This is a genomic window from Hyphomicrobium sulfonivorans, assembly GCF_013306565.1.
Classification (GTDB): domain Bacteria; phylum Pseudomonadota; class Alphaproteobacteria; order Rhizobiales; family Hyphomicrobiaceae; genus Hyphomicrobium_A; species Hyphomicrobium_A sulfonivorans.
In genome coordinates this window covers 138,739-165,165 of sequence record NZ_PZPO01000004.1, presented here as the reverse complement: position 1 = coordinate 165,165, position 26,427 = coordinate 138,739, and the positions used below count along the sequence as shown (strand labels likewise).

Annotated in this window: 24 protein-coding genes; 8 read left to right on the top strand and 16 right to left on the bottom strand. The window is 62.7% G+C overall.

What is annotated here, in order from left to right; translation table 11 throughout:
• Positions 1-11 precede the first annotated feature (11 nt).
• The 4 genes from C6Y62_RS09075 (at position 12) to C6Y62_RS09060 (ending at position 3,693) form a co-directional block, all read left to right on the top strand.
• Positions 12-1,196 carry a vWA domain-containing protein gene (locus tag C6Y62_RS09075; RefSeq protein WP_173953665.1) on the top strand — a complete coding sequence of 395 codons (1,185 nt, stop codon included), beginning with the start codon at positions 12-14 and terminating at the stop codon, positions 1,194-1,196.
• A 179-nt stretch (positions 1,197-1,375) separates the two neighbouring features.
• Positions 1,376-1,915 (top strand): hypothetical protein, encoded by a 540-nt coding sequence (locus tag C6Y62_RS09070; RefSeq protein ID WP_173953664.1) that lies wholly within the window; start codon positions 1,376-1,378, stop codon positions 1,913-1,915.
• A 61-nt stretch (positions 1,916-1,976) separates the two neighbouring features.
• Complete coding sequence (locus C6Y62_RS09065; protein WP_173953663.1) at positions 1,977-2,336, top strand: ABC transporter permease; 360 nt, start codon at positions 1,977-1,979, stop codon at positions 2,334-2,336.
• A gap of 73 nt (positions 2,337-2,409) precedes the next feature.
• Positions 2,410-3,693 (top strand): GNAT family N-acetyltransferase, encoded by a 1,284-nt coding sequence (locus C6Y62_RS09060; RefSeq protein ID WP_173953662.1) that lies wholly within the window; start codon positions 2,410-2,412, stop codon positions 3,691-3,693.
• Between the two features lie 111 nt (positions 3,694-3,804).
• On the opposite strand, the gene C6Y62_RS09055 is transcribed toward C6Y62_RS09060, so the two are convergent.
• From C6Y62_RS09055 to C6Y62_RS09045, 3 genes are all read right to left on the bottom strand, one after another.
• On the bottom strand, positions 3,805-4,857 hold the full coding sequence (locus tag C6Y62_RS09055) for an NAD(P)/FAD-dependent oxidoreductase (protein WP_068462573.1): 1,053 nt from the start codon (positions 4,855-4,857) through the stop codon (positions 3,805-3,807).
• Between the two features lie 29 nt (positions 4,858-4,886).
• The gene (locus C6Y62_RS09050; protein ID WP_068462575.1) at positions 4,887-5,207 is read right to left on the bottom strand and encodes a 2Fe-2S iron-sulfur cluster-binding protein; all 321 of its coding nucleotides are present in this window, start codon (positions 5,205-5,207) and stop codon (positions 4,887-4,889) included.
• Between the two features lie 179 nt (positions 5,208-5,386).
• Positions 5,387-5,785 carry an Hpt domain-containing protein gene (locus C6Y62_RS09045; protein ID WP_246274593.1) on the bottom strand — a complete coding sequence of 133 codons (399 nt, stop codon included), beginning with the start codon at positions 5,783-5,785 and terminating at the stop codon, positions 5,387-5,389.
• A 624-nt stretch (positions 5,786-6,409) separates the two neighbouring features.
• Between C6Y62_RS09045 and C6Y62_RS09040 the strand changes: the two genes are divergently transcribed.
• Positions 6,410-9,463 carry a coiled-coil domain-containing protein gene (locus tag C6Y62_RS09040; RefSeq protein WP_173953661.1) on the top strand — a complete coding sequence of 1,018 codons (3,054 nt, stop codon included), beginning with the start codon at positions 6,410-6,412 and terminating at the stop codon, positions 9,461-9,463.
• Positions 9,464-9,643: 180 nt separating this feature from the next.
• A complete protein-coding gene (gene dgcA / locus C6Y62_RS09035) occupies positions 9,644-10,630 on the top strand; it encodes an N-acetyl-D-Glu racemase DgcA (RefSeq protein ID WP_173953660.1) in 987 nt (328 codons plus the stop codon).
• 57 nt (positions 10,631-10,687) lie between these two features.
• Here the strand turns inward: dgcA and C6Y62_RS09030 are convergent, their stop codons facing one another.
• The 6 genes from C6Y62_RS09030 to C6Y62_RS09005 form a co-directional block, all read right to left on the bottom strand.
• The gene (locus tag C6Y62_RS09030) at positions 10,688-12,106 is read right to left on the bottom strand and encodes an MFS transporter (RefSeq protein WP_173953659.1); all 1,419 of its coding nucleotides are present in this window, start codon (positions 12,104-12,106) and stop codon (positions 10,688-10,690) included.
• Positions 12,107-12,690: 584 nt separating this feature from the next.
• Complete coding sequence (gene thiD, locus C6Y62_RS09025) at positions 12,691-13,512, bottom strand: bifunctional hydroxymethylpyrimidine kinase/phosphomethylpyrimidine kinase (protein ID WP_173953658.1); 822 nt, start codon at positions 13,510-13,512, stop codon at positions 12,691-12,693.
• Positions 13,513-13,552: 40 nt separating this feature from the next.
• The gene (locus tag C6Y62_RS09020; RefSeq protein ID WP_068462587.1) at positions 13,553-14,359 is read right to left on the bottom strand and encodes a cytochrome c biogenesis CcdA family protein; all 807 of its coding nucleotides are present in this window, start codon (positions 14,357-14,359) and stop codon (positions 13,553-13,555) included.
• Between the two features lie 209 nt (positions 14,360-14,568).
• Positions 14,569-15,777: a phosphoglycerate kinase gene (locus tag C6Y62_RS09015; protein ID WP_173953657.1), complete on the bottom strand. Its 1,209-nt coding sequence runs from the start codon at positions 15,775-15,777 to the stop codon at positions 14,569-14,571.
• Between the two features lie 9 nt (positions 15,778-15,786).
• Positions 15,787-17,802, bottom strand: a complete 2,016-nt coding sequence (gene tkt / locus C6Y62_RS09010; RefSeq protein ID WP_173953656.1) for a transketolase — start codon at positions 17,800-17,802, stop codon at positions 15,787-15,789.
• A gap of 147 nt (positions 17,803-17,949) precedes the next feature.
• Complete coding sequence (locus C6Y62_RS09005) at positions 17,950-18,873, bottom strand: PfkB family carbohydrate kinase (protein WP_173953655.1); 924 nt, start codon at positions 18,871-18,873, stop codon at positions 17,950-17,952.
• 470 nt (positions 18,874-19,343) lie between these two features.
• Between C6Y62_RS09005 and C6Y62_RS09000 the strand changes: the two genes are divergently transcribed.
• The gene (locus tag C6Y62_RS09000) at positions 19,344-19,583 is read left to right on the top strand and encodes a hypothetical protein (RefSeq protein ID WP_068461584.1); all 240 of its coding nucleotides are present in this window, start codon (positions 19,344-19,346) and stop codon (positions 19,581-19,583) included.
• A 123-nt stretch (positions 19,584-19,706) separates the two neighbouring features.
• Here the strand turns inward: C6Y62_RS09000 and kdsA are convergent, their stop codons facing one another.
• Complete coding sequence (gene kdsA, locus C6Y62_RS08995) at positions 19,707-20,561, bottom strand: 3-deoxy-8-phosphooctulonate synthase (protein ID WP_173953654.1); 855 nt, start codon at positions 20,559-20,561, stop codon at positions 19,707-19,709.
• Positions 20,562-20,693: 132 nt separating this feature from the next.
• Positions 20,694-20,954, bottom strand: coding sequence for a GlsB/YeaQ/YmgE family stress response membrane protein (locus C6Y62_RS08990; RefSeq protein WP_068461588.1), 261 nt, complete (start codon positions 20,952-20,954; stop codon positions 20,694-20,696).
• A gap of 131 nt (positions 20,955-21,085) precedes the next feature.
• Between C6Y62_RS08990 and C6Y62_RS08985 the strand changes: the two genes are divergently transcribed.
• Positions 21,086-21,340 carry a hypothetical protein gene (locus tag C6Y62_RS08985; protein WP_173953653.1) on the top strand — a complete coding sequence of 85 codons (255 nt, stop codon included), beginning with the start codon at positions 21,086-21,088 and terminating at the stop codon, positions 21,338-21,340.
• A gap of 35 nt (positions 21,341-21,375) precedes the next feature.
• Here C6Y62_RS08985 and C6Y62_RS08980 read toward each other — a convergent pair whose 3' ends face one another.
• The 5 genes from C6Y62_RS08980 to tpiA all read right to left on the bottom strand — a co-directional run bounded on the left by C6Y62_RS08980 (position 21,376) and on the right by tpiA (position 26,351).
• Positions 21,376-23,004, bottom strand: a complete 1,629-nt coding sequence (locus C6Y62_RS08980; protein ID WP_173953652.1) for a CTP synthase — start codon at positions 23,002-23,004, stop codon at positions 21,376-21,378.
• A 110-nt stretch (positions 23,005-23,114) separates the two neighbouring features.
• Positions 23,115-23,645, bottom strand: coding sequence for a hypothetical protein (locus C6Y62_RS08975; protein ID WP_173953651.1), 531 nt, complete (start codon positions 23,643-23,645; stop codon positions 23,115-23,117).
• Positions 23,646-23,801: 156 nt separating this feature from the next.
• Positions 23,802-24,185: a preprotein translocase subunit SecG gene (secG, locus tag C6Y62_RS08970; RefSeq protein WP_068461595.1), complete on the bottom strand. Its 384-nt coding sequence runs from the start codon at positions 24,183-24,185 to the stop codon at positions 23,802-23,804.
• A gap of 105 nt (positions 24,186-24,290) precedes the next feature.
• Positions 24,291-25,493: a hypothetical protein gene (locus tag C6Y62_RS08965; RefSeq protein ID WP_173953650.1), complete on the bottom strand. Its 1,203-nt coding sequence runs from the start codon at positions 25,491-25,493 to the stop codon at positions 24,291-24,293.
• A gap of 96 nt (positions 25,494-25,589) precedes the next feature.
• Positions 25,590-26,351: a triose-phosphate isomerase gene (gene tpiA / locus C6Y62_RS08960; protein ID WP_173953649.1), complete on the bottom strand. Its 762-nt coding sequence runs from the start codon at positions 26,349-26,351 to the stop codon at positions 25,590-25,592.
• Between the last annotated feature and the right edge of the window lie 76 nt (positions 26,352-26,427).

Genomic DNA, 26,427 nt, shown 5'->3' with positions numbered 1-26,427 from the left:
ACTAGGATCACATGTTTCTCACCTTCTTCCACGCCCTGAAGAAAGCCGGCCTGCCGGTCAGCCTGCGCGAATATCTGGCGCTGCTGGAGGGACTGGAGGCCGGCGTCATCGACCGTCAGGTGGAGGAGTTCTACTACCTGTCGCGTGCCTGCCTGGTGAAGGACGAGCGCAACCTCGACCGTTTCGACCGCGTGTTCGGCACCGTGTTCAAGGGCATCACTTCGGTCACGGAAGGCAGCGAAGAAATCACCGCCGAAATTCCTGAGGAATGGCTGCGGCTGATTTCCGAATTGCATCTATCGGAAGACGATAAAAAGCGCATCGAGGAGCTCGGCGGCTGGGAAAAGATCATGGAGACGCTGAAGCAGCGTCTTGAGGAACAGAAGGAACGCCACTCCGGCGGCAACAAGTGGATCGGCACCGGCGGCACGTCGCCCTATGGCGCCTATGGCTACAATCCGGCAGGCGTGCGCATCGGACAAAAGGAAAGCCGCCATCGCCGCGCGATCAAGGTCTGGGACAAGCGCGAGTTCCGCGACCTTGATGACAACGTCGAAATCGGCACCCGCAACATCAAGGTTGCGCTGCGCCGCCTCCGAGCATTCGCGCGCACCGGCGCCAGCGAGGAACTGGATCTTGCCGGCACCATTCGCGGCACCGCCGAAAAGGGCTTCCTCGACATCCGCATGCTGCCGCAGCGGCACAACGCGGTGAAGGTTCTGATGTTCTTCGACGTCGGCGGCTCGATGGATTGGCACATCAAGGGCATCGAGGAGCTGTTTTCCGCCGCGCGCAGCGAGTTCAAGCACCTCGAATACTACTACTTCCACAACTGCCTTTACGAGGAAGTCTGGAAGGACAACCGCCGCCGCCACACCGAGCGCATTTCCACCCTTGAGGTGCTCAACACCTATCCGCCCGACTACAAGGTTGTATTTGTCGGTGACGCCTCAATGAGCCCCTACGAGATTTCCCACGCGGGCGGCTCGGTGGAACATATGAACCCCGAACCCGGCGCCGTGTGGCTCAGGCGCGTATCGGAAACCTGGCGCCACTGCGTGTGGCTCAACCCACTGCCGGAGAGCCAATGGCGCTACACTCAATCAATCGCCATGATTCAGCGCTTAATGGATGGCCGCATGTATCCGCTGACGCTGGAGGGGCTGGATCGCGCCACGGGGGAGCTTATGCGCTGACAATGCCATCCACCCCGTATCCTTTGGGGCGGAATCGGTCGATCAGTTGAGAATGCAGGAAGGTTTCAAGTTGCGCAGGCCCTCAAAATAGCTGTGGTGGTCGGCGATTGACGGAGCCGCATTTGATATTAAGGTTCGCGCTAAAAGCACGTGCCGACACGGCCAGAGCCGAAGAAAACATGGGCCGGAGCGAAGAAGAGATGGGGGCCAAGCCAATGAAAGCCGCAAGCCCGGCGTTCGCGCTGCTGATCGCGACGGCACTCGGCGGCTGCTCGGGCGGTTCGGGCCTCTCCACCAGCTCCCTGCTTGGCGGTGACGATAAGCCAGCCGCCCCCGTCAACGATGCGCCAGCCCGCGCCTTTCAGGTCGGCACGGTTTCAGCCCGCGCGGTGAAATGCGGCTTCCATTTCGATCCCGGCAAGCTGAAAGTCACCTACCTCGATTACGAGCGCAATATTCCGGGCCAGGACATGGCCAAGATCGAGCGCATTTACGACGTCTCCTATAACGGAGTCGCCAAGGCGGTTGCAGGTGAAGGCGAATACTGCACCGACGGCAAGACACGGCAGATCAAGGCCGATCTCAGCCGCCATCTGGTTGGCGATTACACGCCCCGCCCGCAGGTCAAGGAAAAGGAAGACGACGGCCTGTTCTCGTTTGGCAATTACGAGGGCGAAGGCATGAAGACCAAATTTCCGATGGATAATCGGGACGACTGATCCGCGCTGCCTTGGCTTAGCGCTCCGCCGCCCCTCCCCTTTTTCGTGACAGGGCTCCCGCGTGCAGCAACTGCTCTGGATCGAGACCCTTCTGAAATTCATTCCGGGGCTGCTGCTCGTCATTGCTCCGTTAACCACGCTGCGCGTTCTTGGCCTGCCCCGACCCGACGCGGGTTTCTGGCCCCGTCTGTGCGGTGCGCTGCTGCTTGGGCTGGCAGGCGCCACCTTCATCGAGGGCACATCAAAAGGGCACGGCCTTGGTTTGGCTGGCGTTATTGTGGTTAATCTGACCGGCGCCGCGGTGCTGGCTTCACTGCTGATACTTGAGGCCGGCCCCAAATCGCGCCGCGGCACCATCGCCGTTTGGCTGACAGTGTGCGCCCTCGTCCTGCTCAGCATTACCGAAATCGCAACATTATAAGGTTTTTGATGCCTTTTTGAGGTGCAGTGCCGCCCCCTCGGCGCTGCCGTTCGCGTATGGGAAGGCTCACGTCATGGGACCTAAGCTATCCGCCGCAGTCCGATATGATGGCGCCGACGAAGGCCAGACCGAGCCGGCGTCGAACCAGATGACCGCGCGCCTGCGCCCGGTGCCACAAGCCTGCACCTTCACGCTGGTTACGACGCGCGCTGAATTTGACGCGCTGAAGGACGACTGGAACCGGCTGTACGATCGCGCCTCGACCAGCGCGCAACTGTTTCAATCGTTCGGCTGGTGCTGGCACTGGTGCAACAATTTTCTCACCGAAGGAAATACCGGAGCGCAGCTTGCTGTGCTCGTCGGGCGACGCAACGGCGAGGTTGTAACGGTATGGCCGCTGGCCACTGAACGGCACGGCGGGCTGACCCACCTCGTATGGATGGGTGCGCCGGTCAGCCAGTACGGTGATATCCTGCTGGACGATTTGCCCGACGCCCCGGTCGTTCTGCAGGCGGGCTGGAAACACCTGACGCAAGCGCTGAAGCCTGATCTTATCTGGTTGTCGAAGGTCCGCGCCGACGCGGCCATTACACCACTGCTCCGCGCTCGGAATTTCATGGTGACGCGCCGTGAGCAAGCCCCCTACATGGATTTTGCAAGCGCCGCCGACTACGAAGATTATATGCAGCGCCACTCGGGCCGTGCGCGTAAGAAGCACCGCGCTGTTGCACGTAAGTTGGCCGCCATGGGAACCGTGGAATTCGTCCGCGAGCGTGAAACTCCTCGCGCTGGCCGCCTCGCGCTGCGCGCCATCGAAGAGAAAATTTCACAACTGCTTGAACGCGGCGTCGTATCTCCCGCACTGAGCGACCCACGCACGCAAAAGTTTTTTATCGAGGCAGCCGCGGACAGCACCAATCCCGCAGGCATTTGCGTTTACGCGCTTGAGATCAACGGCGATCAGGCGGCGATCGACGTTCTCGTCATGCACAAGGAGCGCGTCGCAACGCACATTTTCGCGTACAATCAAAAATATGCGAAAGACCGCGTCGGCGCCCATCTTATGGAACTCACCATCGAACAAACGATGGCTTCTGGCTTCCGTTACTTCGACACGCTCGCACCCGCCGACGATTACAAAATGCGCTGGTCCGATGGCACCGTCGATGTGATCGATTGGGCGATGCCCATGACGGTGAAGGGTTCGCTATATGCCCGCATCTATCTGCAAGCGCTGCGCCCGGTATTGAAGCGCGTACGCGACTGGCTGCCACCGTCGCTCGCGAAGGTGCTCTCCGCTATTTATGAGCGCACGCATCGTTTGTGTTTGATGCTGGGGTTCACTCTGCCGTTCTGAAGGGCCCCTTAAATCCCCGGCATTCAGGCAAACAAAAACGGGCGCGCTGCTGTTGCAGGGCGCCCGTTTCATTTGAATAGCGGCTAAAGCGATTTCGCTTTGCTTCAGATTTCAGCTCACGCCGAGCTTCTTCTGAAGGTTCGACGACGAGGTCGTGTACTGGAACAGCAGCTTCTTTTCCGGATGCACATACTTGTGTGCCTGCTGCGCCATCAGCGCCACCTCGTGGAAGCCGGACAGGATGAGCTTCAGCTTGCCCGGATAGGTGTTGATGTCACCAACCGCGAAAATGCCCTGCTCACTGGTCTCGAACTTTTCCGTGTCGACGGGAATGAGATTTTCCGTGAGATGCAGGCCCCAATCGGCGACGGGGCCAAGCTTCATCGTCAGACCGAAGAACGGCAGCATTGCATCAACGTCGATGCGCTCCTCGCCGTCCTTGCCCTTGATCGTTGCGGCCGTAAGCTGATTGCCCTCGCCTTCGATCGACGAGACCTGACCGATCATCAGCCGCACGTCGCCGGTTTCGACGAGCTGGCGCATCTTCTCCACCGAATGCGGTGCGGCCCGGAAATCATCGCGGCGGTGCAGCAGCGTTACGCTCTTGGCGACAGGTTGCAGCGCGAGCGTCCAGTCGAGCGCGGAATCACCACCACCTACAATCAGCACTTTCTTGTCGCGCATCGCTTCGATGCGGCGCACGGAATAGAATACTGAATGGCCTTCGAAGTTCTCGATGCCCGGCAGCGGCGGCCGCTTGGGCGTGAACGATCCGCCGCCAGCCGCAATCACCACCACCTTGGTGATAAACTCCGTTCCGGCGTCGGTGATGAGACTGAAACGGCCGTCGGGCAAACGCTTCAGCGCGTCCACGCGCTCATTCAGGTGCAGCTCGGCACCGAACGGCTTGATCTGCTCCAGCAGGCGATCCGTCAGCTCCTGGCCGGTCACCGTCGGCAACGCCGGAATATCGTAGATCGGCTTTTCAGGATAAAGCTCGGCACACTGACCGCCCGGCTTGTCGAGAATATCGATGATGTGCGCCTTGATATCGACAAGGCCCAGCTCGAACACGGCGAACAGGCCCACGGGGCCGGCGCCGATGATAACTGCATCCGTCTCAATAAGCGCCGCCGCGGCGGCCGGGCTGGCTTCCGAGCTCATCGGGGAGACCTTTCCGGGTTGTATGGTGTTTAAAACTGCTTGGCCGGAACGTGCACGACGAGACCGTCGAGTTCCGGCGTGAGTTTGATCTGACAGCTCAGACGGCTCGAATCGCGCACGTCGAACGCAAAGTCGAGCATGTCCTCTTCCATAGGATTGGGGGTGCCGGTTTTGTCCTGCCAGGGCTCATCCACGTAAACGTGACAGGTCGCGCAGGCACACGCACCGCCACACTCGGCGTCAATGCCAGGAACATCGTGAATCTTGGCGGCTTCCATCAGTGTTATGCCGACGTCGCTATCGACCGCCTGCTGGCTACCATCGGGCTGAATAAAGGTGATCTTGGGCATCGCGCGGGGCAGGGCTTTCCAGATAAGGGGTGCCGGCAAAAAGCGGCAGCTCCGATCAGATGGCCGACGTTGCAGCCGACCCCGCACCAATAGTCGCCGCGGCGCCCAAGTTCAAGCTCACGGCCCTTTACAAATAAGGAGGGTCAGACACCGGCTAATGCCGCGCCAGCGCCCTTCTATCAGGCGCCGCCGGACACCGATCCGATGTATTGGCGGGTTGCTTTGGCCAGCTGTTCAATCTTGGAAACAAATACGGCCCGCTCCAGCACATTGCTGAACTGCGTCAGATTCTCCGCCTCTTCTGCCGCGTCAGCCAGCGACCATGCGCCAACAGCGCGCGCCGAGCCTTTCAGCGTATGGGCCGCGATGTTCCAGTCTTTGGTGGATGTGGCGTCCTTGAGCGCCCGGATCGTCACGGGTAGCTGATCGGAGAACAGTCCCAGGATCTCAGTTTCCAGAGCGGCATCGCCATGCGTGAATCGGCGCAGATGGACCAAATCAACGGGCTGACCTGCATCAGGCGCGCCCAGTGCCGCTGCGGGTGTTTCAGGGGGCATACCGATGCGGGGCGAAGGCATGTCGGTCACTGGCACTACTCTCAACGCTGGATTTTAACTCTGCCCAGTCGGGCAAAAACATCACACCCACATCGTGCTCCAGCTCCGGCACGAGGTTTCCCACAGCCCAGGGGGGCGAACAGGCATTCTCACACACAGGTTATAAATGGCCGTAAATTGCGCTGCCCCAAGTTGAGCTTTAACCTCGTCACGACTCGCACGCTAGAACGTCAAGGGCTTGGGGCTCGGTACCTTTCTTTCGCCCCAAACTCCGGCCAAGCGTTGGGGAATGGGTGGGTTCTCGTTTTACCGGTAGCCATGTTGTTCGTCTGCCAGACCGGCGGATGCAATGTGCGATCGGCTTCCGTCTGAGAGCTTGCCGTCCAACCGCGTGCTTCCGATGACTATGGAACAAGGAGCGCGTCAAGCATGGACGGGCTGATGGCGCAAAAAGAATTGACGCTCGACGAGCCAGAGGGTGCGGCGCACCCGGATTCGGCTTCATCCAGCGCTCCGTCCGCCGCAGGAAACATGCCGCCACCAATTCCATCTGCCGCATCGGCCGATACCCTACACTCGAGCGCAACGTCTGCACCCCCTGCACTTCCTGCCGCAAGCTTCATCCCACCAGCACCGACGCCCCCATTGCCATCGTTGTCGGAACGGGTCGCCGCCGCATTTGAAGCTGCCCGCGAGCATGATGAGCAGGAAGCCGACCACGGCACTTTCAATGCAGGCGAAGCGGGCGGTCCGCCGCCGCTGGGCGCCGATCTGTTTGGGCATCAGACAACGCACTCGGACGCCGCCGACGTGGATGGCGATTTCACCGATGACGGCGTCGACGACGGCACCAACACGGTCAACCCTCCGCACCAGCGTCGCCGCACCGCAAGACGTCGGCCTGCCGGCCCGGCACGCAACCACATCGCCGCGAACGACGAAGGCCCCAGCATCGGCGGCCTCATTTTCGCGTTGCAGCAGAAACCGTCGAATGCCCCGTTCCGCTACGCCGGCATCGCCAGCGTCGTCTGGGCCGTGCTCGGCGTCGGCTTCACGCTGCTTTCGATCGCCTCTGCAGGCCCCGAGGTAACCTGGCTGCAGCTCGCCACCCAGCCGACCACGCTGCTGGCGCTCGCCGCCATCTTCGTGCCGATCGCGCTGCTCTGGCTGATGGCCCTGCTCGCCTGGCGCACCGAAGAACTGCGTCTGCGCTCCTCGACCATGGCGGAAGTTGCCATCCGCCTTGCCGAGCCGGACCGTATGGCGGAGCAGAACGCCGCTACCATCGGCCAGGCCGTGCGCCGTCAGGTCGGCTTCATGAACGACGCCGTCTCCCGCGCACTCGGCCGCGCCGGTGAACTGGAGGCGATGGTTCACAACGAAGTCTCGGTGCTCGAGCGTTCCTACGAAGAAAACGAGCGCAAGATCCGCGGCCTCATCGCCGAGCTTTCGGGCGAGCGGCACGCGCTGGTCAATACGTCCGACCGTGTCAGCGAAAGCCTGATGCGTCTTGGCAGCGAAATTCCCACGCTGATCGAAAAGCTCTCCGAGCAGCAGATCAAGCTAGCTAGCGTCATCGAAGGCGCGGGCGAAAACCTGACGATGCTGGAGTCTTCGCTGGCCAACAGCGTAGGCAATCTCGAACATGCCGTCGGCGGCCGCACCGAGCAGCTTCAGGTGGCGCTGGAAAGCTATACCACCGCGCTTGCCGACGCATTCGGCAACCGTACGGAACAGCTTCAGTCGACATTCGACAACCAGCTCAAGCTGCTCGACCAGTCGCTCGGCGGGCGTGCCGAACAGATCCACGCGACGTTCGTCACCCAGATCGAGTTCCTCGACGGCTCGCTCGAGACGCGCTCGGAAAACATCCAGCGGACGCTGGATGCGCAGGTGCAGCAGCTCGACGCGCACGGCCACCGTATCCAGACCACGTTCGATAGCCAGCTTCAGCTGCTCGACCATTCACTCGGCAACCGTACCGAAAACCTGCAAACGGTGTTTGAGGAATATGCCCGCGCGCTCGATGCCGCGCTCGCCAACCGCGCCCAGGCACTCGACTATCAACTTGTTGAACGCACCCGTTCGCTCGACGAGGCGTTCGGCGAGCGGCTGCGCATATTCGACGAGTCGATCATGCGCTCCACGCAGGCGATCGACAGCGCCGTCGTCGACAAGACACAGGCTCTCACCAGCGCGCTCGATCAGCACGCCGTCAGCTTCCGCGAAAGCATCGGCAAGCAGGCCGCCGATCTCGACGAAGCGCTCATGCATGGCATCAACTCTGTGCGCCGTGCATCGGAGAACATCACGCGCCAGTCGCTCAAGGCGATGGAAGGTCTCGCTGGCCAGACCGATCTTCTGAAGAACATTTCCGAAAATCTGCTCAATCAGATCAGCGGCGTCACTGGCCGGTTCGAGAACCAGGGCCAGCAGATCATGAAGGCGGCCAACGCGCTCGAAACGGTCAACTACAAGATCGACAAGACGCTGCAGAACCGCCACGCCGAGCTGAACACCACCCTCGACCGCCTTGCTGGCAAAGCGGACGAATTCTCGACCTTCGTCGGCGATTACTCCTCGACCATGGTCGGTTCGCTGTCGGAAGCCGATTTGCGCGCCCGCGCCGAACTGGAGCGCATGCGCGAAGCGGCCAACCAGGAAAGCCAGCGGACGCTGGAAGACCTGCGCAACCGCCTCGACACGGTTTCCAGCACCGTCACCAGCGAGCTTGGCTCTCTTACCGACCGCTTCGCTTCCACGTCGGAAGAGATGCGCCAGCACGCCGCCCGCACAGCTTCGGAAATCGCCGCCGAGCAGGCACGCCTGCGCAGCGAGATGGAGCGTCTGCCCGTTACCGCGCACGAAAGCTCCGAGGGCATGCGTCGCGCGTTGCAGGATCAGATCAAGGCGCTGGACCAGCTTTCGCAGCTCGCTTCGCGCTCCACGTTGCAGCGGGACATCACACCGCCGCCGCCCAGCGCGCACATCGACACCAGCGGCCCGGCGCAGCAATCGAACCACCAGAACCGCGCGCCGCAACAGCAGCCGATGTCCCATCCGTCCGGCCCTGCAACGCACACGCGCCCGCAACACGCTTCGGCACCGCCGCCATCGGGCGGACCGGCGCCGTCCCATCAACACCAGCCGCATCCGCAGCCGCAGCGTCCTGCCAGCTCCGCCCATTCGATCACCTCGCTGTCGTCAACGATCGCGCAGGAGCTCGGCAACCGGCAGCGTCAGCGCGCGACATCATCGGGCGACGGCCGCGAAGCCTGGTCGCTTGGCGATCTGCTCGCCCGCGCGTCTCTCGACGACGAACCGCATGGCGGCCCACACGGCGGTCATGGACACCCGATGCAGGCGCCGTTCAGCCTCGATCTTGAGGCGATGGCGCGGGCGCTGGACCCGGCAACAGCCACCGCCATCTGGTCGCGCCTGCGGGCCGGTCAGCGTGGCGTGATGGTGCGCAGCATTTACTCCAACGAAGGCCGGGCACTGTTCGACGACGTGATGCACCGCTGCCGGAACGATCACGAGCTGGCCAACACCGTCAGCCGCTATCTGACCGACTTCGAGCGCATCATCGCCGATTCAGACGCGCGCGATCCCAGCGGGCGCATGTCCCACAGCCAGCTCGTTTCGGAAACCGGCCGCGTATATCTGTTCCTGGCCCACGCTTCCGGTCGCCTCGGCTAGAGCATTTTCCGACGAAGTGGACACCGGTTCGTCGCAAGAAAATGCGACCAGTCAAAAACCTGGATCGTGCGATCCAATGGAATAGGATCGCACGATCTAATTCGATTAACCGGGCGGCCCCGTTGCCCGTGCTATCAGTCCGTCCGGTGCGTTTAAACGGTGGCTGAGGGCTTCGATTTCATGGCTAAGGAATTACCGGCACAGATCGTCGATGTCCGCGCGGAAGCTTGGCCGCTTGCCCGGCCCTTCGTCATCGCGCGCGGCGCCAAGACCGAAGCTCATGTCGTTGTCGCCGAGGTTGCCGCTGACGGCGTGATCGGCCGCGGTGAGGCTGTGCCCTACGCGCGTTACGGCGAAACCGTCGACGATGCCGTCGCAGCCATCAGAGCGCTGCAGGGGCCGCTCACCCGGACAAGCCTCGCCAGCGCCTTGCCGCCGGGCGCTGCCCGCAACGCCGTCGATTGCGCGTTGTGGGATCTCGCCGCAAAACGCGCGGGAACGCGCGCGTGGGATCTTGCGGGCGTCGGCGCCATCGCCCCCTGCCTCACCTGCTACACCATCAGCCTTGGCTCACCCGAACAGATGGCCGCCGATGCCGCCGCCGTTCCGCACCTGAAGCTGCTCAAGCTGAAGCTCGGCGGCGAAGGCGATGACGCGCGCATGCGGGCCGTGCGTAACGCCCGTCCCGACGCCCGCATCGTTGCTGACGCGAATGAAGCCTGGAGCGTTGAGCAACTGGCGCCGTTTCTTGCGGCCGCTGCGTCAGCGGGCATGGAACTGATCGAACAGCCGCTGCCCGCCGACGCCGACGACGCACTGGCCAGCATCGATCATCCGGTGCCGATCTGCGCCGATGAAAGCGCCCACACCAGCGCCAACCTGTTCAGCCTCATCGGCCGCTACGATGCGGTGAACATCAAGCTCGACAAGACGGGCGGGCTTACAGAAGCGCTGGCCATGGCGCAGGCGGCCAAGACAGCCGGCTTCCGCATCATGGTGGGTTCGATGGTGGCGACGTCACTGGCGGCCGCGCCTGCGCTGCTGCTGTCGGGGCTCGCCGACTGGGTCGATCTCGACGGACCGCTGCTGCTGGCGCGCGATCGTGAGCCTCCGCTCACCATCGTCGATGGCGTCATCAGCCCACCCGCACCGGAGCTGTGGGGCTGAATCGGTTTGACTGCTCACAACGCAACGGGAAGCGGTTCTTGACCTTCCATTGTTTAGTCACGGCACAGGCTGTTCCGCATCATCCCACAGCGGATGACCATTCCAGCCGCGCAGCAGCAACAGCGCCGCGATCAAGCCAAAGGTGGCCACGACGGCTGGAATGACAAACACCTGGCCGCCCAGCTGCGTATAAAGCGCGCCGGAAACCAGACCCACCGTGCCCACCATCAGGCCCGCAGCCATGGTCGAATAAAATGCCTGCGCGCTGCCCATGCCCTTGTGCGGAACGGCGCGGGCGATGAACAGGATCGCGCCCAGATGCGATGCGCCGTAGGTCAGCGCGTGCAACGCCTGCAGCGGCACGAGAATCGCCAGCGGCGGATCGAACGCCATCGCAGTCCATCGCACCACGGCTGCAGCGGCACCGGTCACGATCAGCCCCGCCGGACCGATGCGACGGACAAACGGTCCGGAATAGGCGAACAGCAAAACCTCGGCCGAAACCGCTATCGCCCACAGCGCGCCCACCCACGCCGCCGGCATACCCTGCGATTGCCAGTAGAGCGCGCCGAACGTGTAAAAGGTTGCATGGGCGCCGTGCGTGCAGCCAATGGCGATAAGGAAAAGAACAAACAGGCGCGATTTGAGCAGCTGTGCCGGTGCGGTTTGGCGCCAGTCCCGCGCGGTGGTTGCGCCGTGGCCCTCGCCTGCCGCTGGGCAATCCCTTGAGGCGGCATTGGTTGGCTGTTCTGTTCGCGCAGGAAATGTTTCCGGTTCTGCCTGCTGCACCGGGTTCGACGGCGTTCGCGGCAGCATCAGCGCCGCTGCAATCGTTGCCGTCGAGGCGGCAATCATCAGCCACAGCGCAACATCGCCGCCCCACGCTTCAATGGCGATGCCACCACCAAAGTTCGCGACGATGAACGTCACCGAGCCCCACAGGCGCATGCGCCCGTAGTCCAGCTTTTCAGCGCGCACAGCCCGCACCGCCACCGTTTCCACCAGCGGCATGATGGTGCCGTTGGCGAGCAGAAAGGCGACGCCGATGATCAGTATAGGCCCGTAGCCGGACGCAACCGTCAGCACCAGCAGCATCGACAGCGCGAGCGATGCCAGCACGGTGATGACCAGTCGGTAGTTGCCAAGCCGATCCGCAAGCAACCCCACGCCGGGCGTCACCAGCAGCCGGATGAACAGCGGGGCCGAAACGACGGTTGAAATCTGCAGGGGGTCGAGCCCGCGCGCATCGAGCCAGACCGGGAAATAGGGCACCACCACGCCATAGGCGAGAAACAGCGCGCCAAACATCGCCGAGATACGCAGCGAAAGCGCCATTGCGCCGGACATCGGTGGCGGCGTCTCGGGCTGTGACGCGCCCGCCGCTGCGGTTTGAGGCCTGTCCGCTGTGATCGGTGCCGCGCCATCATCCGAGCCCGACACGAAGCGCGCGCGATCATCGCCACTGGACGCTGTCATCGCGCCTGCCCCATGCTGCCCCGCACCGTCCACCGCTGGCCTTTGCGCTGTCGCGGCGGCCTGGATCAATCGCTATCAGCCCGCGCCGCTCACTGGCGCCAGCCCCTACTATAAGGCGGGCGAGCACGTCGCAACGGCCGCTCAATCAATCCTGTGCTGACCGATTTGGCGGACCGGGCGAGCGTGCGCTGCAACGCGCTGCACGACGGCACCGGACAAGAGATGCCTGCGCGGAGCACAAATCGCTGCGCATTGTCCCGACACCCGGCTCAGCCCGCGACCGGCCACAGACAGCCACGAACTGCAATCAACTCAGCGCAATGAAAGTCAGGCTATCGCTGAAAAAAGAAACCGGTCCGGACGGTCCGGACCGGTTCTTCAGCCAAGTCGGGCGGCGCCCCTAATCGCGCACCCGACGCTCCCCCCGGAGCTCGAAAACGATGCCGGAGCATCGCGTTGAGGCAATTTGTTACAGAAGCTCGGCCGGCCTGCAAGAGGGGTTGGAGTCATTCAAAAGCTATCGGTGCACGGATGCCACAGGCTCTATCGGTGCATAGCTCCGCTCAATCACAGCTGTTGTGGCGTCATGACTTCGGCAGCGCATGCAGATGATCCACCGGCCCGGAGCCCGCACCAATCCGCTGGTTAACCGCAGAAACAAGCCCCGCATGCACGAATTTCTTGGCAACGCGAACCGCTTTTTCCAGCGTATCGCCCACCGCCAGGCGAGCCGCGATGGCAGCTGAAAGCGTGCATCCGGTGCCATGGGTGTTGCCCGTATCGATGCGCGGCAGCGACAGTCGTAACACCGAGCCATCTTGTTTGATCAGGATGTCAACAGCGTCCGCCCCCGCGCCGTGGCCGCCCTTCATCAGCACCGCTTTCGGGCCAAACGCCAGCAGCGCGCGGCCCTGCGATTCCATTTGCGCTTCGTCGTATGCCAACGACTGCCCGAGCAGATACGCAGCTTCAGCGAGGTTCGGCGTGATCACCGTCGCCAGCGGCAGCAGCAGGTCGCACACCGCTTCAACAGCGTCCTCGCGCAGCAGCACATCGCCGCTCGTCGCCACCATCACCGGATCGACCACCAGCGCGCCCAGCTTATGCCGCTTCACACCATCGGCCACCGCGCGTACGACGGCGCCGTCGTTCAACATGCCGGTCTTGGTTGCGCCAACCCGCAAGTCATCGGCCACCGCATCTATCTGCGCAGTGATGAAACTTTCCGGCACCGCATGGATCGCGCTGACGCCCAGCGTGTTCTGCGCCGTCAACGCCGTGATCACGCTCGCGCCGTAGACACCCAGCGCCGTGAACGTTTTCAGATCGGCCTGAATGCCGGCACCGCCGGAACTGTCAGAGCCCGCAATCGTCAGCGCTATAGGTATCTGTGTTTCGCCCGTCATTGCTCCGGCCACCATGACAACAGCAACAGCAACGGCATCGCTACGGCTGCCGCGTGCCGCGCTGAATGATTTCCGAACCCAGATCGTCCGGCGTCACCCATGCTTCGATCTGCGCCAGCGCCGGGAAGTGCTCCAGCATCCAGCTTCCAAACCAGTTAATCGATCCGGTCAGGAACAGGATGCCCGTCAGAACCAGGAACGCACCCATCGCCTTTTCAACTTTATCGAGGTGACGGCGGAAACGCGTCATAAAGCTGAGGAACGGCTGCAGCGCTACGGCGGCCATTACAAACGGAATGCCCAGCCCCAGCGAATAGACGAATAGCAGCTTCACGCCGGTCGTCAGACTGCCTTCGTTGGCCGCCACCGCCAGCACCGTTGCCAGGATCGGCCCGATGCACGGTGTCCAGCCGAACGCAAACGCCAGCCCGATCACATACGAGCCGATGTAGCTGACGCCATGGTGTTGCGCGTGGTGATAGCGCTTCTCAGCGTAGAGCAGGTTGACGCGAAAGACGCCGAGGAAATGCAGGCCGAACAGGATGATGACGATGCCGGCCGCAATCTCCAGCTCGCGCTTGTAGGTCTGGATCAGCTGTCCCGCCAGCGATGCGCCCGCACCCAGCGCCACAAACACCGTCGTGAAGCCCAGCACGAACAGGATCGCAGCCAGGATCACGCGCCGCCCGACGTCCTTCGGCACGCCACCTTCGGCCGTGAACTCGTCAATCGTCGTGCCGCCCAGATAGCTGAGATAGGGCGGCACCAGCGGCAGCACGCACGGCGACAGGAAGCTCACCAGCCCGGCAAGCCCAACGCCGATATAGATCTGCAGATCAGCAAACATCGATACGCGCCACCCTCTGCTATCTCGCGGCTGCTAGAGCGCTCCCTTACCAAGGGAGAGGCCGAGAGCACCCGCCACCGACGCCGTTGCGCCTTTAGAGTGCTTCCGGAAAAGTGGGAACCGGTTTTCCGACAAGAAGCACGACCAAACAAACGGCTAGAGTCTTTCTGCCATCCAACCACACGCTGAAAGGCACTAGTTGCCGGCCGTCAGGCCTGCGCCCGCACCAGCGCGGCCACGCCCGGCAGTTCGCGCCCTTCCAGCCATTCCAGGAACGCGCCACCCGCCGTCGAAACGTAGGTGAAGTCCGGCGTCGCGCCAGCTGCGTTGAGTGCCGCAACCGTGTCGCCGCCACCGGCCACCGTCACCAGCTTGCCTTCACGTGTCAGCCGCGCTGCCTCGCGGGCCAGCCCGAACGTGCCCTCACCGAACGGCGAAATTTCGAACGCACCCATCGGCCCGTTCCACAGCAGCGTCCGGCATTCCTTCAGCACGGCGCAGTTGTGTTCGATCGAGCGCGGACCAACGTCGAGGATCATCGCATCGCTCGGCACCGCAAGAATCGGCACCACAGCGTTGGCAACGCCCGACTTGAACTCACGCGCGATCACCACATCTTCCGGCAGCACCACGGCGCAATTGTGCGCCTTGGCGGCGGCCATGATCTCGCGCGCCGTTTCCAGCAGATCGGGCTCGGCCAGCGAGCGACCGACATCGACGCCGTGCGACATCAGGAAGGTGTTGGCCATGCCGCCACCGATAATGAGCTTGTCGACCTTGCCGATGAGGTGCTTCAGGATCGGGATCTTGCTCGAAACCTTCGCGCCACCAACAAGCGCCGCAACCGGCCGCTGCGGATTTTCCAACACCGCCCGCAGTGCGTTGATCTCTTCGATCATCAGCGGCCCGGCATAGGCCGGCAGCACGCGCGCCAGACCTTCGGTCGAAGCATGCGCACGGTGTGCCGCCGAAAACGCATCGTTGACATAGAGATCACCCGAACGCGCCAGCGCAGCAACGAACGCCTCGTCGTTCTTTTCTTCGCCAGCATGGAAGCGCAGGTTTTCCAGCACCGCGATTGCGCCCGGCTGCAACGCTGCCACAGCACTCTCGGCCTCATCGCCGATGCAGGCGGGAACGAACGTCACCGGCTTGCCCAGCAGTTCGCCCAGCTTGGCAGCGACGGGCGCAAGGCTCATCTCCGGATTGGGCGCACCCTTCGGCCGGCCAAAGTGCGAGATCACCACCACGCGCGCACCGCGCTGGCTGAGATCCTTCAGGCCGTCCAGAATGCGCTCAAGCCGCGTGGCGTCGCTCACCTTGCCGTCCGCCACCGGAACGTTCAGGTCAGCGCGCACCAGCACGCGCTTACCGGCAACGTCCACATCGGCAATCGATTTGAGATTTGTGACCTGCATCGAAGCTGCTCACTTCTTGACAATTGCGCGCGCGGCATCGGCAACCGCTTCAGCGGTGATGCCAAACTTCTTGTAGAGCTGTCCGGCCGGAGCAGAAGCACCGAAGTCCGACATGCCGATGAAGCGGCCATTCTCGCCGATCCACTCGTGCCAGCCCTGTGCAACGCCCGCTTCCACCGCAACGCGCGGCGCGGTGCCCAGCACCTTGGCGCGATAGTCGGCATCCTGCTCGCGGAACAGCTCCATCGACGGCATCGAAACAACTGCCGCACGGATGCCATCCTTGGCCAGTGCTTCAGCCGCCGCAACCGCAAGCGAAAGCTCCGAACCTGTGCCGATCAGCGTCACGTCACGCTCGTCTTCGGCTTCACGCAGCACGTAGGCGCCGCGCTCCGACAGGTTCTCCGGCGACGCATTCGGGCGCAGATTCTCAACCGCCTGACGCGACAGCGCGAGGATCGACGGGCGATCGGCGGTCTTCAGCGCGATTTCCCAGCACTCTGCGGTTTCCTGCGCATCGGCCGGGCGCATCACCATCAGATGCGGAATGGAGCGCAGTGCAGCGACATGCTCAACCGGCTGATGGGTCGGGCCGTCTTCACCAAGGCCGATGGAATCGTGCGTCATTACGTAGATCACGCGCTGGCGCATCAGCGCCGACAGCCGGATCGACGGGCGGCAGTAGTCGGTGAACACAAGGAACGTGCCGCCGTACGGAATGAAGTTGCCCGACAGCGCCAGACCGTTCATCGCGGCGGCCATGCCGTGCTCGCGCACGCCGTAATGGATGTAATTGCCGCTGAAGTCGCCCGGCGCAATCGGCGTGTGATGCTTCGTACGCGTACCGTTGGACGGCGAAAGGTCGGCCGAGCCGCCGATCAGCTCCGGCAGAGCGGGCGTCACATGCTCAAGCACCTGCTGCGACCACACGCGGGTAGCGCGCTTGGTCTCGTCGGCAGCGAACGCCTGCTTGGCGGCGGCGATTGCTTTAGCAACGTCGTCCTTGCGGCTGGCACCGGCTGGCACCGAAAGCGCGACAGCGGCTTCAGCGCCGGCGGCGTCGAGGCGCTTCTGCCAGTCGGCATGCGCCTTCGCGCCCTTGGAGCCGACAGCGCGCCAAGCGTTCAGCACATTCTCAGGGATGACGAACGGCGGCGCGGACCAGCCGAGCTTCTCGCGCGTGCCCTTGATTTCCTCATCGCCCAGCGGCTCGCCGTGTGTCGATGACTTGCCGGCCTTCGTCGGCGCGCCATAACCGATGGTGGTCTTGCACGCGATCAGCCACGGCTTGGAGGAATCAGCGCGTGCCTTGGCCAGCGCATCGGCGATCGCTTTCGGATCGTGTCCGTCGATCGCCAGCGTGTTCCAGCCCGATGCCTTGAAGCGCGCGACCTGATCATCGCTGACCGACAGGCTCGTCGGGCCATCAATGGAAATGTTGTTGTCGTCGAACAGCACGATCAGCTTGCCGAGGCCCAAATGCCCGGCCAGCGAAATGGCTTCGTGGCTGATGCCTTCCATCAGGCAGCCGTCGCCCGCAATCACGTAGGTGTAGTGATCGACGAGATCGTTACCGAGGCGCGCATTCTGCATCCGCTCCGCCAGCGCCATTCCGACAGCGTTGGCGATGCCCTGCCCGAGCGGGCCGGTGGTGGTTTCGATGCCCGGCGCATGGCCGTATTCGGGATGGCCGGCCGTCTTGGAATCGAGCTGGCGGAAATTCTTCAGGTCGTCGATCTCGATGCCAGGATAGCCCGTGAGATAAAGCAGCGAATAGAGCAGCATCGAACCGTGACCGGCCGACAGCACGAAGCGGTCGCGGTTGGCCCAGTTCGGATCGGCAGCATCAAACGAAAGCGCATCGCGGAACAGCACCGTCGCCACGTCCGCCATGCCCATCGGCATGCCCGGATGGCCCGACTTTGCCGCCTGCACCGCATCCATGGCCAAAGCCCGGATGGCATTGGCCATGTCGTTGTGGCTGGCAGCAGCCGCACCGCTGGTCGTTTCGCGCGCCTCGCTCATAGGTCTTTCCCTGCTTCAATGTCTGGGTGCCCGCCACGCACGCTCGCACGCCCGGGGTGCCTTTGATCAGGCACGTTTAGCGATGCAGCCGCCCCCCGTCCATGCCCCGGGGGGCGAAAGGGAAAGGCGGTCGCACCTCAATCCCCTTCAATTCGCACGTGCGCGCAGAAATTCATCAAGTTCGGCCTGGGTCGGCAGGCCCGCGCGGGCCCCAAGGCGGCGGCATTTGAGCGCCGCAACAGCCGAGGCAACGCGCGCGCATTCCGACAGCGAGGCCCCGGAGGCCAGCGCCCATGCGAAAGCGCCATGGAATGCGTCGCCCGCCCCGGTTGTATCGACGGCGTCCAGCGCAAATGCCGCCTGCTCCCCGGTTTGGCCATCGGCGGTGAGCCACACATAGCCGCCAGCGCCGCGCGTCACGCCCGCATAGCGCACACCGTGTTCAAGCACCTTGGCCAGTTGGCTCCGATTGTGCGCTGCGCCATCGCCTGCCCCGGCGAAGGCATCGAGCGCGGGGGCGGAGAAAATCGCGTAATCGGTGAGCGGCAGAAACTCTTCCATCAGGCCGCTGCTGCCGAGGTCGGCATCGATGAGCGTCGGTACGCCCTGCAGGCGCGCCTGCCGGAACGCCGCCAGCGTTCCCTCCAGCCACCGCAGGTCGCTCATCACCACGCCCACCTCCGCCGCCGTGATGCGTTGCAGCGGCAGCCAGTCGGCATCGAGCGGCATGGCGTGATCGCGCTCACCGACGATCATGCGCTCGCCCGTGTGATCGACGATCACAGCCGATGTCGACGAGCGCGCATGCGGGAACGTGCGCACGTGCGAAATGTCGACGCCATCGCCCACCAGAAATTTCAAGATGCGCTCGCCTGCGCTGTCACCGCCGACGCGGCTCCACAGCTCAACATCGCCACCCAGCCGCGCAATCGCCGCCGACGCGTTCGCCGCCATGCCACCACCGCTCTCGATGTGCTCCAGCGAGCGCACCTTCATCGGCTGCGGTGGAAACGCTTCGATGCGGTAGACGTAATCGAGCGCGGCGTGGCCGACGCAAATAATTTTTTTCACCGGCTACTTGTCCTCGCTGCACCCGCAATCGCCGATTGATGACGCAACAACGTCGTTAACGTTGCGTGCAACCATTGTTGCCAAAGCGTTTAAAAAACCGCGCGCCCGGCGAATCACTCGACGTTGATATTCCGCTTCAGGAACACCGCATCATCCCACCGATACACAATCCATTTTTTGAATCGCACATCCGCACCAACAGCTGCGCTGACTGCGACAGCAAAGCCGTGGATGATTTGCAAGTCTCGTTCTTGCGTCAGGAATCTGCCATCATTGATTCGTCTGCGCGATCAGTCTGATGGTGACGGAGCAATCATCAGAACGGCGCGTTCAACCGACGCGTTAGCTTAACGTCGCGTTAGGAGCTCTTTCCATACGGTGAACGCATCCGCCGTTAGCCCACTCTCCCCAAGAGCTTGGAAGGCGGTGCGTTTCATGTGCAGGCAGCATTCTCGATAGGGGGTCGCGCGATGTTTTTCGATACCGTCTTGCGGACAGCAGGTGTCATCACCAGCCTTTATGCAGTCGCTTACTTTGTAACCACCATGAGCATCGCAGCTCTGAACGGTGTCTCTTACAGTTCCGGTCCGATGTGCGGCGATGGCGGTTGCGTCACGCTTGCTGCGCGCCAGTACCAGGAAGCCCGCTATGCCCTGGTCGCCGATGAGCGCCCGCTGTGGACCGCCGCTTCGTTTTTGAACTTCAACTGATCCCGTTGAAGGCCGCAGAATACGCCACGTCCCGTCTTTGAAATTCTGAAGGAGCGCCAGCAACCGCCAGCGCTCCTTTTTTGTTGCCGATGTTGAACGTCTCGCAATGCCGACGCAGCGCACTCAGGCTTTGGGCTGCTTCACCAGCGCATCAATCGCCATCAGCTCCGCCATCAGTGGGCCAAAATCTTTCAGCGGCACCATGTTCGGCCCATCCGACGGCGCGTTGTCCGGATCGGGATGGGTCTCGATGAAAAGCCCCGCAACGCCGACTGCAACAGCTGCACGCGCCAGCACCGGCACGAACCGGCGCTCACCGCCTGAACTGCTGCCCTGACCGCCCGGCTGCTGCACCGAATGGGTTGCATCAAAAATCACCGGACAGCCCGTCTCGGCCATGATCGGCAAGCCGCGGAAATCGGTGACGAGCGTGTTGTAGCCAAACGATGCGCCCCGCTCCGTCAGCAGCACATTGGCATTACCGGAGCCGACAATCTTCGCCACAACGTTGCGCATGTCCCAGGGCGCAAGAAACTGCCCCTTCTTGACCTTCACCACTTTGCCGGTCTGCGCCGCCGCGATCAGCAGATCTGTCTGGCGGCATAGGAACGCCGGGATCTGGAGCACGTCGACGAACGGCGCAACGCGCGCGCACTGCTCGGCGTCGTGCACATCCGTTACGATCGGCAACCCCAGCGTTTCACGAATTTCGGCAAACACCGGCATCGCCGCATCAAGGCCGATGCCGCGCTTGCCGCTGAGCGAGGTGCGGTTGGCCTTGTCGAACGACGACTTGTAGACCAGCCCCAGCCCTAGCCCCGCCGCGATCTCTTTCAGCGCCGACGCCACCTCAAGTGCATGAGCGCGGCTCTCCATCTGGCATGGGCCGGCAAACACCATCAGCGGCGCATCATTGGCGACCGTCACTCCGCCGATATCGATCTGCGGATTTGGCTTCAAAGTTTCATGTTGGGTCATGGAGCGCTCTATAGCATGGCGACGGCATCAACGTCGTGTATCGATAAGTAGCGCACAAGAACCCATCGGATACGCAAATGGCCGCGCCGGGAACCCCCAGGCGCGGCCATCGCAAAAATTTCCTACGCGCTATCAGGCGACTTTTCTGACCAGGCCAATCAGCAACAGCAGCACGATGGCGCCGATGGTCGCCGAGATAATGGAGCCCAGGAGGCCGCCAATGCCGAAACCAAGCTGCGGCAGCAGCCACGCGCCGATATATGCGCCGATGACGCCCACAACGATGTTGCCGATGACGCCAAAACCATAGCCTTTCACCAGCGTGCCGGCGAGCCAGCCGGCGATAGCGCCGATGATGAGAAGGATGAGCAGGGCTTGCAGATCTAGTGGCATGAGTGAGACTCCCCTGAGCGCGAGCGATTTTTCTCGCCGCAACGGTTGCGGCCTCGTTCAGGGACGTTCGTCTCCAACGTCTACTCGGGCTCGGTGACGACGTCCCGCAACACATTTATGCGCGATTCGGGGTGCGAGGCCTTGCACTCTTCATCATTGCGCTGCATCGCCCTGAAAACTCAGGCGAATTTTATTCTGGAAATTCCGCCATCGGACATTTTCAACCGCTCGGCGCAAATTTCACCTCGCCAAACGGCTCTGACACCAGCACCGACGAACGATTTTCCAAGCCTATAATTCCGCAAATGGAGATTTGTTCCGGCACGACGATCACCCAGCGCCGCAAAAACAAAAACGCCCCGGAATCACATCCGGAGCGCTTTTGAAATTTGATCTTCGACGAAACTGCGCACGAAGCTCGTTAAACCAAGCGGCTTTGCTCGACCGCCGCCGTGATGAACGAGCGGAACAACGGATGCGGCTCGAACGGCCGGCTCTTGAGTTCAGGGTGATACTGAACGCCGATGAACCAGGGATGGTCCGGATATTCGACTGTCTCTGGCAGCAGCCCATCGGGCGAAAGCCCGGCAAAGCGCAGACCCGCCGCTTCAAGACGTTCGCGATAACCGGTGTTCACCTCGTAACGGTGGCGATGGCGTTCGGAGATATCGGTGGTGCCATAAATCTCCGCGATGCGGCTACCCGCAGTCAGCTTGGCCGGATAGGCACCCAGACGCATCGTGCCACCGAGATCGCCCGCTGCATTGCGCTTTTCCAGCTCGTTGCCACGTGCCCACTCGGTCATCAGACCAATCACAGGCTCGTCCGTGGGGCCAAATTCGGTTGAACCCGCACCTTCGATGCCAACGAGATTACGCGCCGCTTCCAGACACGCCATCTGCATACCAAAGCAGATGCCGAAATACGGAACGCCACGTTCACGTGCGAACTTGGCTGCAAGAATCTTGCCTTCCGATCCGCGCTCGCCGAAGCCGCCCGGCACAAGAATACCGTTGACGCCCTCGAGATAGGGGGCCGGATCCTCGCGCTCGAAAATCTCGCTCTCGATCCACTCGATCTTGACGCGCACGCTGTTGGCGATGCCGCCATGCACCAGCGCTTCGATCAGGGATTTATAAGCGTCCTTGAGCTCGGTGTATTTGCCGACAACGGCGATGGTGACATCGCCTTCCGGCGTTTCGATGCCGCGGGTGATCTGCAGCCAGCGCGAAAGATCCGGCTTCGGCGCGCCCAGCAGATTGAAGGCGCGCAGAACCTGATCGTCCAGCCCCTCGCGGTGGTAGGCCAGAGGAACCTCGTAGATCGAGGAAACGTCCAGCGCCTGGATGACCGCCTCTTCGCGCACATTGCAGAATTGCGCGATCTTGCGGCGCTCCGACGGCGGCACCGGCCGATCCGAACGGCACAGCAGAATATTCGGCTGAATACCGATCGAGCGCAGCTCCTTCACTGAATGCTGCGTCGGCTTGGTCTTCAGTTCGCCCGCTGACGGGATGTACGGCATCAGCGTCAGGTGAATGTAGATCGACGCCAGCGGTGGCAGCTCGTTGCCGAGCTGACGGATCGCCTCAAAGAACGGCAGGCCTTCGATATCGCCTACCGTGCCGCCGATTTCGACGAGCACGAAGTCGATGCCTTCGTTGCCGCTCAGCACGAATTCCTTGATGGCGTCGGTGACGTGCGGAATCACCTGCACGGTTCCACCGAGGTAACCACCGCGCCGCTCCTTGGCGAGGATGTCCTGGTAGATTCGTCCAGTGGTGATGTTATCCGACCGGCGTGCTGGGACGCCGGTGAAGCGCTCGTAGTGTCCGAGGTCGAGATCCGTCTCAGCGCCGTCATCCGTCACGAACACTTCGCCGTGCTGGTATGGGGACATAGTCCCTGGATCGACGTTGAGATAAGGATCAAGCTTGCGAAGCCGGACCGTGTATCCGCGCGCCTGTAAGAGCGCGCCGAGGGCGGCGGATGCGAGGCCTTTTCCGAGGGAGGACACCACGCCGCCGGTAATGAAGATGTACCGCTGCATGGGCTTCGAGGCTTACACGAAGGGGGCTGAGATAAGAAGCGGCATTATCGCCTCATCCCCGGCCCAATCATTGAAATTGGTTGATTGCAGGTTGCCGTGCCGAAAATGCTTCAGATCGTCTGAGCGCATGCCGCACGCACCTCCTGCTCGGCGGCGATCTTCGCCTCAGAAGGAATCATTTCGTTGTTCAGCTCCGTATTGAGACCCTCGAAGCTTTCCTTTGCGCTGACATAGGTGTCATCGGCCGGAGCCTTGGCATAGAGCACGTCCAGCTGCACCGTCTGGCGGGCCGTCGCGGGCTGCGTGCCGCCACGGTAGATCTCCTTACCCTTGGTGCATTTCACGCCATAGGAGACTGACGCAACCTTGTAGAACGGCATCCGCTGCTCAACAGCGATCTGCGCCGCGCGCGCACGGGCGATCTTTTCGATGCGCGCCTTCGGCGTCGCTTCTGTGCCCATGGCGTTGACGGTGTACTGCGTGTCGCTGATTTTGGCTTCGGAATAGCCCGACGGCGACATCATGTTCGATGCGCTCAGCGACGCGACCGGCCGCAAATCGAGATCTGTGCCGGCGCATCCGCCAAGCAGCACGGCGCCCAGTAGCGGCATCATCAGCCGAACCGTTTTTGAAGTTTCCATCCGTCCCCCGGATTCGCAGAAGAATCGCTATGGGCGAGTCTAGCGTCCGGGCGCAGGCCAAAAAGCACAACGGGCAACCCCATCAACAGGATTGCCCGCCAGAATGCGCACAAAATTCAGGCGTCAGCGCTGAGGCTGCCGATCGGCGAGAACCGCTTAACGGCTCTGCGGCACACCCTGCTGCAGCTTGTCGAGCACGCCACCGCGATCGCCCGTTGCGGGCGCATCGCCTGCAGGAGCCGCACCCTCAGGCGCCGTAGTGGCAGGCGACGAGCCAGCCGGCAAGTTGTCAAAGATAGAGCGCGAGGGCGCGGTCTGCTGAGCCAGCAACGTCAGCAGGATGCTGGTGACGAAAAATGCCGCTGCCAGCGCCGCCGTGGTGCGCGTCAGCAGGTTCGCGGTGCCGCGACCGGTGAGGAAACCGCCGCCGCCACCACCACCGATGCCAAGAGCGCCGCCTTCGGAACGCTGCAACAGCACCACCACCACGAGGGCGGAGGCGATCATCAGGTGCAGAACGAGAAGAGCGGTAGCGGCCATGGTCTCTGCTTTCGCGACGGGCTCATCGGTAAGCCCAATTGAATGATTTGGCGGCCTTCTATCGCAGATGAGCCGCCGGGGCTAGAGGGGCGCCGTGGGAATTCCCTAAAAGCGCATGCCCGGCAAGGCATATGGGGAGACCTCATCCGGGGAAACATAGCCCCGTCCGGCACTGCGACGGCGGGGCTGCTTGGCCTTGGCCGCGCCCGTCGCAGCCTCGGACTGCGCATCCGGAGCAGGTACGGCCCCGGCAGTCGGCCGGGGCAGAGCAGCCGGCTTCGTTACCGGCAATTCGACTTTGTCGGGGCCAGATTTTGCGGCTAGCGGAGCATCGTGCTGCTCAAGCGCGGAACTTTCTGGCTTTATTTTCTGAGGCTTAGCAGCGGCACCAGGGCCAGTGCCGACTGCCTCAACGTTGCTTCCCAAAAGCGATGGCACCTCGATAAACGGATCATCCGCCACCACCAGCCGTGCCAACTGCGCGGGCTTTGCCGCCGGAACCTTGACGGCAGCAGGCTTGAAGCCCCGCACTGCGCGCGCTTCGGCGGGCTTGGAAGCAGCCTCCGGCGCAAGGCCGTCGGCCTCAATAGTATTAGCAGTCAGAGGGTTATCGCCATCCCGCGCGGTCAGCTTCTTGGCGCGGTCAGCCGTCAGCGATTCAGGCGGCAAGGTGCTCTTTTTGGCTTTATCGCGCTTGTTGCCATCGGCTTCGGGAGCGGAAACCAGAGGAGCCAGCTCTGGCGCATGCGCCGGCACCTTGATGGCCGCGTCCGTCGATGCCGAGAGGGTGGCCGGTGCGGGAGGCTGGGCCGCAGGCCCCTTACCCGCCGATTTCTGATCGTCTTGGTCCGAAGACGGTGCCGCCGCCGGCTGAGCGGTGGCGGGCTGCGGAGCGATCAGATTATCCGTCGCCGTGTTCTCGGCCCCGATATTGGGCGGGCTCAGAGGCTTGTCAGCCGGCTGGGCAATCCGGGGCCGAATGCTGGCCGGCGCCCGCTGCGGTAAGGGAATGGCGGTCTGCTCAGGCCGCGCTGGCCAATAGCGCTTGTGGCAACGGAATTCGATCTGATCTTCGATTTCCAGCAGCCGCAGGGCGCTGCGAACCCGTTCATCGGGAAGGTTTTTCTTCGCCCATTCAGGGCCGCGCTCGATGTCGTCGCGCAGGCCGGTTGAAACGAGCGTCTCCAGCTCGCTGACAAGCGCTGAACAGGCGGCCTTGTCGAGCGGCGTCGCCACAAGCGGAGCGTCGCCGGCCACCAGAATAACCAGGGCCAGCAGACTGGGCTTTATCCATTCCCCGGGGCGCATCGGAGGAAATCTCTCCGTCGTCAACTGATGGCTACGGCGTAGATTCGCCGCTAAGACTACCACCAGTTGACGTGATTCTACCCCCGTGGCGAGGGATCACGGTTGATACGCCGCGATGATTCCGAGGAAATCCGTAGCCTTCAGGCTGGCGCCGCCCACCAGAGCGCCGTTCACATCCGGCACGGCCATAAGTTCCCGGGCGTTCTGTGGTTTAACCGACCCACCATATAGAATGCGCATGCCCTGCCCTTCAGCACCGAAGCGCGCGACCAGCGCTTTTCGGATCCCGGCATGGACTTTCGCGACATCCTCAACGGTCGGCGTGAGCCCTGTGCCGATAGCCCAGACCGGCTCATAGGCGACGATAGTATCGGCGGCCCGCGCACCATCCGGCAGTGAACCTGCAAGTTGTCTCGACACCACTGTCTGGGTCAGGTCCGCCGCCCGTTCACCCGCGGTTTCACCGACGCAAACGATGGCGCTAAGCCCGGCCCGATGCGCCGCCTCAGCCTTGGCGCGCACGTCGCGGTCCAGTTCGCCATGCAGCGAACGGCGCTCCGAATGACCGACAATCACTGCGGTTGCGCCGGCATCAGCCAACATTTCGGCTGACACATCGCCGGTGAACGCACCCGAGGCGATGACATGGCAATCCTGCCCGCCGACCTGCACCGTACTACCGCCCAGCGCGGCCACCATCGGCCCCAACAGCGTTGCAGGCGGACAGATCATGACATCGGCACCGGCCGGGGTTTCATTCAGCGCCCGGCCAACAGCTTCAGCCTCGGCAATCCCGGCACGAAGTCCGTTCATTTTCCAGTTGCCGGCGACCAGCGCACGCACCTTCGGTTCTGTCATTGCCCCCTCAATAATGAAGAATCGTCCATGTTAAGCATCGGCGGTGCATGGCATTAGCGGTTGGCTCACGCCAAAC